The sequence below is a fragment of the Nonomuraea longicatena genome, from assembly GCF_039525605.1.
Lineage (GTDB): Bacteria > Actinomycetota > Actinomycetes > Streptosporangiales > Streptosporangiaceae > Nonomuraea > Nonomuraea longicatena.
This window is the reverse complement of record NZ_BAAAHQ010000036.1, coordinates 16592-31012: the sequence shown is the minus strand read 5'-3', so window position 1 is coordinate 31012 and position 14421 is coordinate 16592. Positions and strand designations below refer to the sequence as shown.

Sequence of the window (14421 nt, the reverse complement as noted above, 5' to 3'; positions counted from 1 at the left end):
GACCGCGCTCAGAGCAGAGCGGCGACGAGGTCGGCGAACTCCTCGGGGGTCGTCACCCGGACGCCCAAGCCCTCGGCCTTGGTCCGCTTGGAACCGGCCTTCTCCCCCGCCACCAGCAGCGACGTCTTGGCCGACACGCTGGAGGACGCCTTGCCGCCCGCCCGTTCGATCAGCTCGTTCACCTCGTTGCGGGACAGGGCGGCCAGCGGGCCGCTCATCGCGCCCGTGACGACCACCGACATCCCGCTCAGCGGCAGGGCGGAATCGGCACCGGGCTCCACGCCCTCTGGGGCCTCGGCGCCGGGCTCGCGCGCGGTGACGCCGGGCTCGGTCATGTTGACCCCGGCCAGGACCAGTTTGTCGATCAGTGGGCCGACCTCGATCAGTTCGGCCACCACGACCGGCGCCTTCTCCGGGCCGATGCCCTCGACCTCCTGGATCGCCTCGGCGTCGGCGGCCCTGATGGCGGCCATGGTGCCGAAGTGGCGGGCGATGCGGCGGCTCATCGACCGGCCGGTGCCACGGACGCCGAGCGCGGTGAACACGCGGCTCAGCGGCCGGGCGCGGGCCTGGTCGATGGCGGCCAGCAGCTTGTCGGTGGAGATCTCCCCCATGCGTTCCAGGTCGAGCAGCCGGTCGCGGTCGAGGGTGAACAGGTCGGCGAAGTCGGCGATCATCCCGGCTTCCAGCATCTGGAGGATGCGGTTCTCCGCCAGGCCCTCGATGTCGAGCTGGTCGCGGCCGGCGGCGTAGACGATGGAGGCGATGGCGCGGCAGCCGCGCCCGCGCACGCAGCGCCACCGTTCCTGCGAGGTGTCGATGGCGTCGCCGCACGAGGGGCAGACCTGCGGGATCTCGATCGGCTGCTCGTCGCCGGTGCGCAGGTGGACGACGGGTGACTCGACGCGCGGGATCACGTCGCCCGCCTTGTAGACGACGACGCTGTCGCCCAGCATGAGCCCCCGGCGGCCGATGTCGGCGACGTTGTGGAGGGTGGCGTAGGTGACGACGGAGCCGTCGAGCTCGACCGGCTCCAGCACCGCGCGCGGCGCGATGATGCCGGTGCGGCCGGTGTTCCACTCGACGGAGAGCAGCTTGGTGATCTTCTCGGTGGCGGGCAGCTTGTAGGCGACCGCCCAGCGCGGCGCCCGCGAGCTGAACCCGGCGGCCTCCTGGTCGGCGGCGAGGTCGCACTTGATCACGATGCCGTCGATGCCGAACGGCAGGTCGGCGCGGGCGGCGGCGATCTGCTCGACCCGTCCGAGCACCTCCTCCAGGGTGGTGGCGACGATGCCCGCGACCGAGGTGACCTCGGTGGTCTGGACGCCCTGCCCGGCCACCCAGCGCATGACCTCGCTGTGGGCGAGCGTGCGCAGCGAGGCGGCCTGCTCGGACTCGTCGTCCTGTGGCGGCAGCGCGCCGTACCCGAAGAAGGTGAGCTCGCACACATACGGCCGGTCCTGCGCGCGCAGGGTGCCGGCGGCCGCGCTGCGCGGGTTGGCGAAGGTGGTGCCGTCGTGGGCCTGACGTTTGGCGCAGGCGTCGGCGAACTGGGCCGAGGTCATCATGACCTCGCCGCGCAGTTCGACGGTGAGCGGGTCGGCCAGGCGCTCCGGCAGGCCCACGATGGTGCCGATGGCGTGGGAGACGTCCTCGCCCGCGGCACCGTCGCCCCTGGTGACGAGCTGGGCGAGGCGGCCGCGCTGGTAGCGGGCGGAGATGGCGAGACCGTCGAGCTTGGCCTCGACCGACCAGGTGGCGACCGGATGGCCCAGCCTGCGTTCGAGGGAGGCGGCCCAGTCGGCGAGCTGCTCGGCGCCGAAGACGTTGTCGAGGCTCAGCATGGGCACGGTGTGCGGGACGTCGCCGGTGACGGCGCCGCCCGCGACCTTGCCCGTGGGCGAGCCTGGCAGCACCTCGCCCGGGTGCTCGGCCTCGTAGGCGGCGATGCCGCGCACCAGCCGGTCGTAGGCGTCGTCGTCGAGCGGCGAGGTGCCGTCGCCGTAGTAGGCGGCGGAGGCGTCGACGGCCAGCTGCACGGCCTCGGCGTAGGCGGCCTGGTCGGCGAGCGCGGTGATCGGAGGTGCGTCGGTCATGGTCCCATCATCCAGGTCGGGACCGACAGAATCGGGTCAGGCGGGAGCCTGGTAGTAGCGGAGGAACATGTCCACCCCCTTGTCGATGAGCGCCCGGGTGGTCTCGGCGTCGAAGGTCTCGCCGTAGGCACTGTGGATGATGTGCGGGTAGAGCACCAGCGCGTAGAACTGGATGACGGCCAGGCGCATGTCGGGGATGTCGAGCCCGTCGTGCCGGCTGAGCGCCTCCGACAGGACGGCGGTGAACCGGGCCGGGCCCTTCTCCCGCCAGGCGCGGCCGAGCTCGGGGAACCTGCGGCCCTCTCCGGCGATCAGGGCGCGCAGGGCCAGGACGTCCGGCTGGGCGATCCCCTCCACCCAGCCCTCGGCCGTGGTGGTGAGGATCTCGCGGATCTCGTCGGCGACCTCCAGCCGCTCGCGCATCTTCACCATGGTGTCGTGGAAGGCCTGTTCGAGGGCCTCATGGACGATCTCGGCGAACAGCTCCTCCTTGCTGCTGAAGTGGTTGTAGACGGTCACCTTCGACACGCCCGCCTTGGCGGCGATCACATCCATGCCGGCGTTGAACCCCTTCCGCAGGAACTCCTGACGCGCGGCCCGCACGATGGCGGCCCGCTTCCGCGCGGCGCGTTCTCCGGACGGGGCATCTCGCGAGATCGGGGTCATACCCCTCATCCTAACCACGATCTGAACTGTACGGTTGAGTTCATGCGAACTGATCTGTACAGTTCAGATCGGTCGACGACGGATCACCCCACCGCAGGAGGGAACGACCATGCCCAGACGCATCCTGATCACCCTGACCAGCGCCTCCGCACTGGACGACACGGGTCGTACCACCGGCTTCTACATCGCGGAGGAGATCGAACCGTGGGAGATCTTCGGCCGTCTCCGCGACGGCGAGGATCGGCCGGACCCTCCCTCCCGGCAGCCGGAGGTGGCCGCCGGCATCGCGGTCAGCGGGTACGACGCGGTGTTCTCCGCCGGCGTGACGGCCGCGTGGGCGGCGCCGGACTCAGGCCGGGCGCCCGGAGCCGCCGTCCTCACATCGTCGTGGCCCCCGCCGTCAGCCCCTTCACCAGATGGCGCTGGACGAGCAGGAACACCGCGGCCGCGGGGACCGCGATGAGGACGGCGGCCGCGGTGAGCAGCCCCCAGTCCGACCAGTGCTGGCCCACGAACCGCTGGAGTCCGGCGCCGAGAGTGCGCCGCTCCTCCTCGTTCATGAAGACGCTCGCGTAGGCGATCTCACCCCAGGCGGTCATGAAGCAGTAGAAGGCGGTCACCGCGAGACCGGGCCTGGCCAGCGGGAGCACGATGCGCGCGAACGCGCCGAACGGGCCCAGCCCGTCCACCATCCCCGCCTGGTCGATCTCTCTGGGGATCGCGTCGAAGTAGCCCTTCATCATCCACGCGCAGAACGGCACCGCGACCGTCATGTACGCGACCACCAGGCCGGGCAGCCGGTTGAGCAGCCGGAGCGCGGCCATCAGGTCGTACAGCGGCACGATGAGCACGGCCACCGGGAACATCTGCGTGACCAGCAGCGTCCACATCACCCACCGGTGCCCGGGGAAGCGGAACCGGCTGATCGCATACCCCGTGGTGGCGGCGAGGAAGACCCCGGCCACCGTGGTCAGCCCGGCGACGAGCACCGAGTTGAGCAGCCACGAGGGAAAGGCCGTCTCGGTCAGCACCCGGCCGTAGTTGTCCAGGGACGGGCTGTCGAAGACCCTCGGTTCGCTCGACAGCCACCCGTCGCGCGGCTTGAGCGAGGTCAGCACCAGCCAGACGACCGGGAAGACGGACACGAGCGAGGCGGCCACGAGCGTCGTGTGCAGCACGAACGACGCGAGCGGCCCCCTCTCACCCCTCGGGCGCGGACCTCTCACCACACCTCCCCTGTACGGCGTAGCGCCCGCCGGTAGCCCACGGCCATCACGACGAGCAGCAACAGGATGACGACGCCCCAGGTGGCCGAGCCCGCGTAGTCCCGGACCCCGGTGAAGGCCTCGCGGTAGGCGTAGGTCACGAGGATCTCGGTCTCGCCGCCCGGCCCGCCCCCGGTGACCAGGAAGATCACCGGGAACATGTTGAACGTCCAGATGGTGCCGAGCAGGATCACCGTGCTCGACACGGCCCGCAGCGACGGCAGCGTCACGTGCGCGAACCGCTGCCGAGGCGAGGCGCCGTCCACCTCGGCCGCCTCGTGCAACTCCTTCGGGATCGCCTGGAGCCCGCCGAGCATCGCGATCATCGTGAACGGCACGCCGAGCCACACGTTGACCGCGATGACCGCGATCCGCGCCGTGAACGGCTCGTCCAGCCAGCCCACGGGCCCCAGCCCGGCGGCCTTCAGCATGGCGTTGAAGACGCCGTAGTCGCTGTTGTAGAGGTAGCGCCAGACGAAGGCGGCGACGAACGAGGGCACCGCCCACGGCAGCACGAGCAGCACCCGGTAGAGGGAGCGCAGCCGCATGCGGCGGTTCAGCAGGACGGCCAGGCCAAGGCCGAGACCGTAGTGCAGGCCGACGCACGCGAGCGTCCACACGGCGGTCCAGCCGAGCTTGGCCCAGAACAGGCCGCTGCCGAGGACGGCGAGGTAGTTGTCCAGACCGACGAACCCGTAGCTCGGCGGGACGACGTTGACGCCGATCGTGCGGCCCACGGTGGCCTCGGTGGCGTCGGTCAGCGACAGGTACAGGCCGCGCGCCAGCGGCCAGCCGACCAGCACGGCCATGACGATCAGCACCGGCGCGGTCATGGCCCAGGCGTACCAGTGGCGGTGCCGGAGGAGGCGCACGCCGGGGTCAGCTCCAGCCCTTGAAGATGCTCCGATACTTGTCCGCGACGGTCCTGGTCATCTGCTCCGGGCTCTCCTTGCCGCCGACGAGCGCCTGGTAGCCCTGCAGCAGCGGCTCGAACAGCCGCCCGCCTTCGGGGATCCAGGGTCTCGGCACGGCGGCGTCGAGGACGGGTTTGAAGGCGGTGACGTCCTTGTTGGCGACGACGGCGAGGTCGGTGAAGGCCGAGGCGCGCGGCGGAAGCAGGCCGAGCTTTCCCGACATGCGGGCCAGGCTCGTCCTGGACGTCATGAAGCGGACGAACTCGTAGGCGGCCGGCAGGTTGCCGGAACCGGCGTAGATCGCCAGGTTGTGTCCGCCGGTGGGGGCGCCGGCCCGCACCGATCCGGCCGGTACGGGCGCGATGCCGAGGTTGGCCCGGTCGGCGAACTCCTTGCCCTGGTAGACCTCGGACAGCGCCCACGGGCCGTTGTAGATCATCGCGGTCCTGCCCTCCTTGAAGGCGGTCATCGCGTTGACGTAGCTGTCCTGGACGGCCGGCTTCGCGGCGGCGCCCGAGGAGATCAGGTCGGCGACCGAGGCCATGGCGCGCACGTTGGCGGGCGAGTCGACGACGATCTTCTTGTTGGGCACGTCGAGGGTGTCGCCGCCTTCGCCGTACATGAAGGGGAGCAGGAAGTAGGCGTCGACGTTGAGAGCGAGGCCGGGGACGCCGGCCTTGGCCCTGACGTCGAGCGCGACCTGTTTGAGCTCGGACACGGTCCTCGGCGGTGTCCGGTGCCCGGCCTTCTCCAGCAGCCTTCGGTTGTACAGCAGCGCGAGCGTGTCGGTGACCTGCGGCACCGCGTACGTCCTGCCCTGGTACCTGGTGCTGCTGAGGGGGCCGGGCAGGAAGTCGTCCTGCTCCGCGACGGCCCTGGTGCCGTCGAGCGGCTGCAGGTAGCCGAGGGAGGCGAACTGGGAGGTCCAGGCCACCTCGGCGCGGATCACGTCGGGCGCGCCCGAGCCCGCCTGGGCGGCGGTCTGGAACTTGTTCTGCGCCTGGTCGAAGGGGACGTTGACGTACTTCACCCGGGTTCCGGGGTTGGCGGCCTCGAACTCCTTGATCAGCTCCTGGAAGACCGGGCCCTCGCTGTCGGGCCGGGTGGTGTCCCACCAGGTGATCTCACCGGGGGTCCCGGTGTCGGCCCGGGGCGGGACGGCGGTGCGGCCCACCGGGCCTGGCACCCCTCCGCCGCCGCAGGCCGACACCGCGAGAACCAGGGCCGCCGCGACCACGATGGCTTGCCGCATGCTCGATCTCCTCAGAAACGAAACGGTCAGCAAGCCGGACGCTACGCCCGCATCCGGAGATCGGGAAGATCCTTCCGGGGTCCGCTCCTACGGGCCCTCGGCGATGAGGTCGGCGTTGATCGCGGCCCCGGCCCGCATGCCCGCGGCCGCGGACACGATGACCTGGGCCATCGGGTCGGACACGTTGCCGGCCACCCACACTCCCGGCACCCGCGTGGCGCCGGTGGGGTCGGCGGCGACGCGCTCGCCGACCACGTGCCCGGCCATCTCCAGCGGGACCGGCTCCAAGCCGAGGCCGCTCAGAAGACCACTGTGCACGACGGGGCGGGGGGCGACCACGAGCGCCTCCAGCGGCACCTTCCGGCCGCCCGCGAGGGTGACGCCGGTGAGGCGGTCGCCGGCGACGTCGAGGCCGCTCACCTCGCCGTCCACGACGCCGATCCCCCGCGCGGCCAGCAGTCCGGGGTCCTTCGGCGCGGGGCCGGTGTGGGTGAGCAGGACCAGGCGCGAGGTCCACTGCCGCCACTGCAGCACCGTGTGCTCGGCCAGCGGCCCGGTGGACAGGACGCCGACCGGCCGCTCGGCCACCTCGGTGCCGTGGCAGTACGGGCAGTGGAGCACGTCGCGGCCCCAGCGTTCGGCCAGTCCAAGCAGCTCGGGCATCTCGGGCAGTTCGTCGCTCACGCCGGTGGCCACCAGCAGGCGGCGGCCGCGCACCGCGCTCCCGTCGGCGAGGGTGACGGTGAAGCCGCCGCCCGCGCGCTCGGCGCTCACGGCGGTGCCGTCGAGGATCCTCCCGCCGTACGAGCGCACCTCCTCTCGCCCGATGCGGAGGAGTTCGGCGGGCGGGGTGTTCTCCCGGCCCAGGTAGTTGTGGACGCCGCCCGCCGGGGCGTTGCGCGGGCTGCCGGAGTCGATCACGAGGACGGCGCGGCGGGCACGGGCCAGGGTCAGCGCTCCGCTGAGCCCGGCCGTGCCGCCGCCGATGACCAGGACGTCGTTCATGCCTCAGAGCGTCGGCGATGAGCGCGCCTAGTGACAAACTTCGTTGCCGAAACGGCAAAACAAGGGGATGGACGACCTGAGTGTCACGGGGCGAGCGGCAGGCGCAGCACGAAGCGGGCGCCGCCGGTGCGGTCCTCGACGGCGATCGTGCCCATGTGGGCGAGTGCGATGGCGCGCGCGATGGCGAGACCCAGCCCGGTGCCGCCCGCCTCGCGGCTGCGGGCGGCGTCGAGGCGGGTGAAGCGCTCGAAGATGCGCTCGCGGTCCTCCTCCGGGATCTCCGCGCCGTCGTTCTCGACCACGAGTACGGCCTGGCCCTCGTGCGCGCTCAGGTCGAGGGTGACGCCGCTCTCGGCGTACCGTACGGCGTTGTCGAGCACGTTGGCCACGAGCCGGGCCAGTTGCAGCCGGACACCGTCCACGACCACGCCCTCCCCCAGCTCCGGCTCGACGGGCACCCGGTCCCTGCGGCGGGAGATCTCCTGGCGCACCAGTTCGGCGAGGTCCACCCGCTCCTTGGCCATGTCGACGCGGGAGCCGATGCGCGCCAGCAGCAGCAGGTCGGTGATGATCGCCTCCAGCCGGTCGGTGTCGCGCAGGGCGCCGTCGGCCAGTTCGCGCACGTCGGTGTCCTCCGGGTAGAGCTGCGCGCTCTCCAACTGGGTGCGCAGTCCCGCGATCGGGGTGCGCAGTTCGTGGGAGGCGTCCGAGGCGAACTGACGTTGCTGCTCGGCCGAGCGTTCGAGGCGGGCGAGCGTGCTGTTGATGGAGGCGGCCAGCCCGGCCACCTCGTCCTCCCCCCTCGGCTGGGTGACCCGTCTGCTGAGGTCGCTGATGTTGACCTCGTCGAGTTCGGCGCGGATCGCCTTCACCGGGCGCAGCGCGCGCCCGGTGACCAGCCAGGTCGCCCAGGAGGCGAGGCCGACGAGGACGGCCACCTGGCCGAGGACGACGGCGTCGAGGACCTGGCTGGACAGGACCTTCGGCGAGGACTCCGCGGCGTAGACGACGGCGGAGTCGGGGGACAGCGACATCCGGACGGCGGTGACATGGCGGCAGGTGCCGTTCGAGCAGCTCGTGGTGTCGACGACCCGGTCCCGCTGGGTGGGCCAGACGTCGGACAGCGGCGGCAGGCTCTCGGCGGCGTCGGAGGCGGCGACGACGCGGGGTCCCGGTTTCACGACCTGGATCAGGTCGACGTGCGGGTTGGTGACCTTGAGGTCACCCGGAGGGAGGCCGTACTCGCGCACTTCGGCGGAGGTGCGGGCGGCCGTCTCGCGCGTGGCGTTCCAGACGCCCGCCTCGATCACCGCCTTGGCCACGGCAACCCCGCCGACGCCTGCGGGGATCAGCACCGACGCGGCCGCAACGGTGGTGATGAGCGTGACCCGTCCACGGAGGGACCTCACCCATATCCGTCGCACGTCCTGAGACTACTGGGCGTTATGTGTGCAGGTGGGCGTGTAGGCGAAAGGTTTGCGCGTTCCACACCCACCTTGTACTGCGGAGTACTGCGGCATCATCCGACCGGCGCGGGCTCCTTGGCGGGCGGGTGCTCCTCGTCCTCGTCGAGGAGGGTGGCCTCGTCGAAGGGGGCGCCTCCGGAGAGGACCTGGGCCGCGCGGTCGCGGTCGAACTCGCCGGTCCAGGTTCCCACGAGCACGGTCGCCACGGCGTTGCCGGCGAAGTTCGTCAGCGCCCGCGCCTCGGACATGAAGCGGTCGATGCCGACGATGAGGCCGACGCCGTCCACGAGTTCGGGCCGGTGCGACTGGAGCCCGCCCGCGAGCGTGGCGAGCCCGGACCCGGTGACGCCGGCCGCGCCCTTCGAGGCGATGATCATGAACAGGAGGAGGGAGATCTGTTCGCCGAGCCCCAGCGGAGAGCCGGTGGCGGAGGCGACGAACAGCGTCGCCATCGTCAGGTAGATGGCGGTGCCGTCGAGGTTGAAGGAGTAGCCGGTCGGCACCGTGATGCCCACCACCGGACGGCTGACGCCGAGGTGCTCCATCTTGGCGATGAGCCGGGGCAGCGCGGACTCCGACGACGAGGTCGACAGGATCAGCAGGAACTCGCGGCGCAGGTAGGTCAGCAGCGACCACAGGTTGACCCGCGCGACCAGCCACAGCAGCGGGCCGAGGACGATGCAGACGAACAGCAGGCAGGTGACGTAGAACCCGATCATGATGACGGCGAAGGAGCGCAGCGCGTCCACGCCGGTGGAGCCGACGACCGCGGCGATGGCCCCGAACGCGCCCACCGGCGCCACCCACATGATCATGGCGAGGATACGGAAGACCAGGCGCTGGATGTGGGCGACGCCGTTCAGGATGGGGGCGCCCTTGGCGCCCATGGCCTGGAGCGCGAACCCGGCCAGCAGCGCGACGAGCAGCGTCTGCAGCACCTGGCCCTCGGTGAACGCCGACACGAGCGTGGCCGGGATGATGCCGAGCAGGAAGTCGACGGTGCTGGCCTCGCTGCCCTTGGCGGCCTCGGCCTCGGCGCTCTGCCGGGCCGCGTCGCTGAGCTGGAGCCCCGCGCCCGGGTCCAGCAGGTTGCCCACGACAAGGCCGATGACCAGGGCGACCGTGGACATCGCGATGAAGTAGCCGAGGGCCAGTCCGCCGACCCTGCCGACCTTGGCGGCCTTGGTCACCGAGCCGACGCCGAGCACGATCGTGCAGAAGATGATCGGGCTGATCATCATCTTGATCAGGGCGACGAAGGCGGTGCCGAGCGGTTTCAGTTCCTTGCCGAGGTCGGGCCAGACGAGGCCGATGGCCACGCCCGCCACCACCGCGACGATGACGGCCAGGTAGAGATATCGGGTGCGATCACGCATGGGAGTCTCCGGCTTGGGCTGGGAGTTCTGCTTGTGCGACTATGCGGTGCGGAGTGACCCAGGTCACCATTGCGTTCATTTCGTAAACCGGGAGGGTGACATGCGGCGCTGGAGCCTCGCGGGTCAGATGCTCCTGCTGCAGTCGCTGGTGGTCGCGCTCACCGTGGCGGGCGGGGCGGTACTGGCCGTCGTGCAGGCCCACGACCTGCTCAACGACGAGGCCGACCGCACCGCGCGGGCCGTCGCCGTGAGCGTCGCCGCCTCCCCCGAGGTGCTGGCCGCGCTCGGCGACGCCGAGCCCAGCGGGCGGCTGCAGCCGTACGCGGAGCGGGTCCGGGTGCGGACCGGCGTCGACTTCGTCACCATCATGGAACCGGACGGGACCCGCTACACCCACCCGAACCCGGCGCAGATCGGCCGCCGTTTCCTCGGCAACACCGAGCGGGCGCTGGCCGGGGAGACGTTCACCGAGACGTACACGGGCACGCTCGGCCCCTCCACCCGGGCCGTCACCCCCGTCGTGTCCGGCACCGAGGTGAAGGCGCTGGTCAGCGCGGGCATCACGGTCGAGCACATCACCGCGAGGCTGTACAAGCAGCTCCCGTGGGGGCTGCTGGTCGCGCTCGTCGCCCTCGCCACCGGCGGCGCGGGCACCCTGCTCGTCACCGCCCGGCTGCGCAGGCAGACCCACGGGCTCGGTCCGGTCGAGCTGGCCCGCATCCACGACCACCACGACGCCGTCCTGCACACGGTCAGGGAGGGGCTGCTGCTGGTCGGCCGCGACGGACGGCTGGCGTTGTGCAACGACGCCGCCCGCGCGCTGCTCGGGCTGCCGCCCGACGCCGAGGGCAGACCGGCGCCGGACCTCGGCAAGGGGATCCACCTGGTCGGCGACCGGGTGCTCGCCGTGGACAGCGCGCCCAGCAGGCTCGGGACCGTGGTGACCGTCCGCGATCACACCGAGTTGCAGGCGCTGACCGGGCAACTCGACGCCGAGCGCGGGTTCGCCGAGTCGCTGCGCTCGGCCGCGCACGAGGCGGCCAACCGGCTGCACACGGTGATCACGTTGGTGGAACTGGGCCGTACGGAGCAGGCCGTCGCCTTCGGCACCGCCGAGTTGCGCGCCGCGCAGGAGCTGACCGACCGGGTCGTCGGCTCGGTGCGCGAGCCGGTGCTGGCCGCGCTGCTGCTCGGCAAGAGCGCGCAGGCCGCCGAACGCGGCGTGGAACTGGTGATCTCGGAGGACAGCGAGCTCGGCGACCTCGGCGTGCCGCCGCGCGACCTGGTGACGATCGTCGGAAACCTGCTGGACAACGCGATCGAGGCGGGCACTCGGGTGGAGGTGGGCCTGCGGGCCGGACAGGAGGGCATCGTGCTCACGGTCGAGGACGACGGCCCGGGGCTGCCCGGCCCCGAGGCGTTCACGAAGGGCTGGACCACGAAGGGCGACGGGCACGGGCTGGGCCTGGCGCTGGTGGGGCAGGCCGTCCGGCGGCTGGGGGGCAGGGTGGAGACACGCGGCTCGCTCGTCAGGGTGCTGCTGCCGTGATCTCCGTGCTGGTCGTCGAGGACGAGGAGATCACCGCCGAGGCCAACCGCCTGTACGTCGGGCGGGTGCCGGGCTTCACCGTGTCGGGGGTGGTCCGCTCGGGCGGCGAGGCGCTGCGTTTCCTCGGCGGGGCGCCCGTGGACCTGGTGCTGCTCGACATGTACCTGCCCGACCTGCCGGGCCTGGAGGTGTGCCGGGCGATCCGGGCGCGCGGGCTGCTGTGCGACGTCATCGCGGTCACCTCGGCGCGCGATCTGGAGATGGTGCGGGCGGCGGTGTCGCTGGGGGTGTCGCAGTACCTGCTGAAGCCGTTCACGTTCGCGGCGCTGAAGGAGAAGCTGGAGCGGCACGCCAGGTTCCGGCAGGAGGCCGGGCAGATCGTGGGCCAGGGGGACGTGGACCGGGTGCTCGGGACGCTGCGCGGCACCTCCCGGCTGCCGAAGGGGCTGCAGCAGGACACGCTGGACGTCGTCGCGGCGCTGCTGCGGGAGCGCCCGGAGGGCCTGTCCGCTCAGGCGGCGGGCCTGGCGGCGGGGGTGTCGCGGGTGACGGCCCGGCGCTATCTGGAGTACCTCGTGGACATCGGCCAGGCGGCGCGGGTGCCCCGCTACGGCGGCGTCGGACGGCCGGAACTCCTCTACCGGATGACCCCGCGAAGTTCATGAGGGCCTGCATCGAACCGGCCGACCTCGACGCGGCGTAGAGCAGCTGGAGCGGCGATTCCCCCCAAGCCCATCGCTTCTTCACGACCGGTTCAAACCGGCCCGGCGGCCCTGAGCCGGGGGGAACCCGGCGTGAACAATGGGGATTATGAACTCGCTGCTGCTCAACACCGACGGCGTCCAGATCCCGCAGCTCGGCTTCGGCGTCTGGCAGGTGCCGGACCACGCCGCCGAGCAGGCGGTGACGACGGCCTTCGCGAACGGATACCGGCACATCGACACCGCCGCCCTCTACCACAACGAGGAGGGGGTGGGGCGGGCCGTCCGGGCCTCCGGCCTGCCCAGGGAGAAGGTGTTCGTTACCACCAAACTCTGGAACGACGGTCACGAGCATGCCGAGCGGGCCTTCGACGAGAGCCTTCTCCGGCTCGGGCTCGACCATGTGGACCTCTATCTCATCCATTGGCCGGCCCCCAAGAACGACAAATATGTACAGGCTTGGCGAACGCTGGAAAAGATCTACCGAGACGGCAGGACGCGCGCGATCGGCGTCTCGAACTTCGGCATCGCCCACCTCCAGCGGCTCATGGACGAGACCGACATCGTCCCGTCCATCAACCAGATCGAGCTCCACCCCAACCTGCCCCAGAAGGAGCTGCGCGCCTTCCACACGGCCAACGGCATCCTCACCGAGGCGTGGAGCCCGCTCGGCCAGGGCAAGGGCCTGCTCGAAGACCCCGCGCTCGCCGCGCTCGCCGACAAGCACGGGAGGTCGCCCGCGCAGATCGTGCTGCGCTGGCACATCCAGCTCGGCAACGTGGTGATCCCGAAATCCGTCACTCCCTCCCGTATCAAGGAGAACATCAATGTCTTTGATTTCATCCTTGACCACGAGGACCTCGCGGCCATCGGCGCGCTGAGCAACGGCAGGCGTCTCGGACCCGATCCCGAGACTTTTAACTAACGCGCAATCCCCGGCCGGTGCGGGCTTTTCGCCGCACCGGCCTTCACCTGCGCTTTCCGGGAGTTGTCAGGCTCTTGCCTGGTGTATTACCTTCGGCGCATCGAACACATACGACTGGGCTACCAGATCGTTGCCAGACCGACACGAACAAATCGCAGGCTTTGCCTGTGAACGCTGAATCCGCACCATCGCGGAACCGGGGACCCAGTCCTTCGGGGTGAATCGGCGCACTGCGCCGTAGGGCAGCTTCCACGCCCGAACCCGTCAGCTAACCCGGTAAGCGTCATGGAAGCAAGGAGTTGTCCTTTTCGATGGCGAAGAATCTTCTGTCTCGCACCCCCAAGATTCACATTGCCCGCGCCCTGCTCGGTGCGGCGATCGCGGCCTCCGCGTTCGCGGCCCTGCCCGCCCAGGCCGACAGCCCGGTCGGCGCGGCGGCGGCGGGCGCCGTCCCCGCGGCCGTGGCCGCCAAGCAGCAGCCGCCCGTCGAGGGCACCGGAGACGTCAAGCCCACGGCCGCGCAGGTACTCACGCTGGCCAAGCAGCAGATCGGCACCACCGAGAACTCGCTCGGCGGCGGCACCAAGTTCCAGAAGTGGTACATGAACTCCCAGCGCGCGGCCGAGACCATCGCCCGCGACGGCGGCAACCGCCAGGCGTACCTGAACGCCGCCTGGTGCGCGATGTTCGTCTCCTGGGTCGGCGAGAACACCGGCGCCCGCTCCACGATCGGCTGGGACGCCTACACCGTCACCCACGCCAAGTGGTTCAAGGACAACGCCCGCTGGGGCGTCGAGCCCAAGGAAGGCTCGGTCGTCTTCTTCGCCTGGAACGGCAGCAAGAGCCTGACCTCGATCGAGCACGTCGGCTTCGTCGTCAAGGACAACGGAGACGGCACCCTGACCACCGTCGAGGGCAACACCGGCAACGGCAAGGTCGAGGAGCGGGTGCGGCCGAAGTCGCAGGTCGTCGGCTACGGCTACCCGGAGTACCGGGCATAGGTCCCCATCCCTCGGGAGAGTCCCCCGCCTCTCCCCACCCCCTGGAACGGCGCGTCCTCTCCCCTCGGACGCGCCGTTCCGCGTTGTCCGGGACGGGGGTGAGAGCGGAGTCGTCGCGGCGGGTCGGCGGCGGCGGGGAGGAGCGTCACCCTGGAGGCCGTCAGCCCTTCGTGGCGGGTGGGGTCAGAGTGGCTGGCCGTAACCG

General features: G+C 71.0%; 12 protein-coding genes and 1 riboswitch. Of the genes, 4 read left to right on the top strand and 8 right to left on the bottom strand.

Translation table 11 applies throughout. From position 1 onward, the window contains the following. Positions 1-8: 8 nt before the first annotated feature. From ligA to ABD120_RS28770, 8 genes are all read right to left on the bottom strand, one after another. Positions 9-2096 carry an NAD-dependent DNA ligase LigA gene (gene ligA, locus ABD120_RS28805; protein WP_343953280.1) on the bottom strand — a complete coding sequence of 696 codons (2088 nt, stop codon included), beginning with the start codon at positions 2094-2096 and terminating at the stop codon, positions 9-11. A gap of 36 nt (positions 2097-2132) precedes the next feature. Next, on the bottom strand, positions 2133-2762 hold the full coding sequence (locus tag ABD120_RS28800) for a TetR/AcrR family transcriptional regulator (protein WP_343953279.1): 630 nt from the start codon (positions 2760-2762) through the stop codon (positions 2133-2135). 377 nt (positions 2763-3139) lie between these two features. Further along, positions 3140-3988 carry a sugar ABC transporter permease gene (locus ABD120_RS28795; protein WP_343953278.1) on the bottom strand — a complete coding sequence of 283 codons (849 nt, stop codon included), beginning with the start codon at positions 3986-3988 and terminating at the stop codon, positions 3140-3142. Continuing rightward, a complete protein-coding gene (locus ABD120_RS28790) occupies positions 3985-4899 on the bottom strand; it encodes a carbohydrate ABC transporter permease (protein ID WP_343953277.1) in 915 nt (304 codons plus the stop codon). Before ABD120_RS28790 ends, ABD120_RS28795 begins: the two co-directional genes overlap by 4 nt. Before the next feature lie 7 nt (positions 4900-4906). Then, on the bottom strand, positions 4907-6193 hold the full coding sequence (locus ABD120_RS28785) for an extracellular solute-binding protein (protein WP_343953276.1): 1287 nt from the start codon (positions 6191-6193) through the stop codon (positions 4907-4909). 87 nt (positions 6194-6280) lie between these two features. Then, a complete protein-coding gene (locus ABD120_RS28780; protein WP_343953275.1) occupies positions 6281-7198 on the bottom strand; it encodes an NAD(P)/FAD-dependent oxidoreductase in 918 nt (305 codons plus the stop codon). Between the two features lie 83 nt (positions 7199-7281). After that, positions 7282-8607 (bottom strand): sensor histidine kinase, encoded by a 1326-nt coding sequence (locus ABD120_RS28775; RefSeq protein ID WP_343953274.1) that lies wholly within the window; start codon positions 8605-8607, stop codon positions 7282-7284. A gap of 110 nt (positions 8608-8717) precedes the next feature. Beyond that, positions 8718-10040 carry a cation:dicarboxylate symporter family transporter gene (locus ABD120_RS28770; RefSeq protein WP_343953273.1) on the bottom strand — a complete coding sequence of 441 codons (1323 nt, stop codon included), beginning with the start codon at positions 10038-10040 and terminating at the stop codon, positions 8718-8720. A 100-nt stretch (positions 10041-10140) separates the two neighbouring features. On the opposite strand from ABD120_RS28770, the gene ABD120_RS28765 reads away from it, so the two are divergent. The 4 genes from ABD120_RS28765 to ABD120_RS28750 all read left to right on the top strand — a co-directional run bounded on the left by ABD120_RS28765 (position 10141) and on the right by ABD120_RS28750 (position 14216). After that, positions 10141-11589, top strand: a complete 1449-nt coding sequence (locus tag ABD120_RS28765; RefSeq protein WP_343953271.1) for a sensor histidine kinase — start codon at positions 10141-10143, stop codon at positions 11587-11589. Beyond that, a complete protein-coding gene (locus tag ABD120_RS28760; RefSeq protein ID WP_343953270.1) occupies positions 11586-12254 on the top strand; it encodes a response regulator in 669 nt (222 codons plus the stop codon). The genes ABD120_RS28765 and ABD120_RS28760 overlap by 4 nt, the downstream gene beginning before the upstream one ends. 145 nt (positions 12255-12399) lie before the next feature. Further along, complete coding sequence (locus ABD120_RS28755) at positions 12400-13215, top strand: aldo/keto reductase (protein WP_343953269.1); 816 nt, start codon at positions 12400-12402, stop codon at positions 13213-13215. Between the two features lie 162 nt (positions 13216-13377). After that, a riboswitch (cyclic di-AMP (ydaO/yuaA leader) is annotated at positions 13378-13513 on the top strand. Positions 13514-13526: 13 nt separating this feature from the next. Beyond that, entirely contained in the window at positions 13527-14216 is a 690-nt protein-coding gene (locus ABD120_RS28750; protein WP_343953268.1) for a CHAP domain-containing protein, read from the top strand. Positions 14217-14421: the final 205 nt, after the last annotated feature.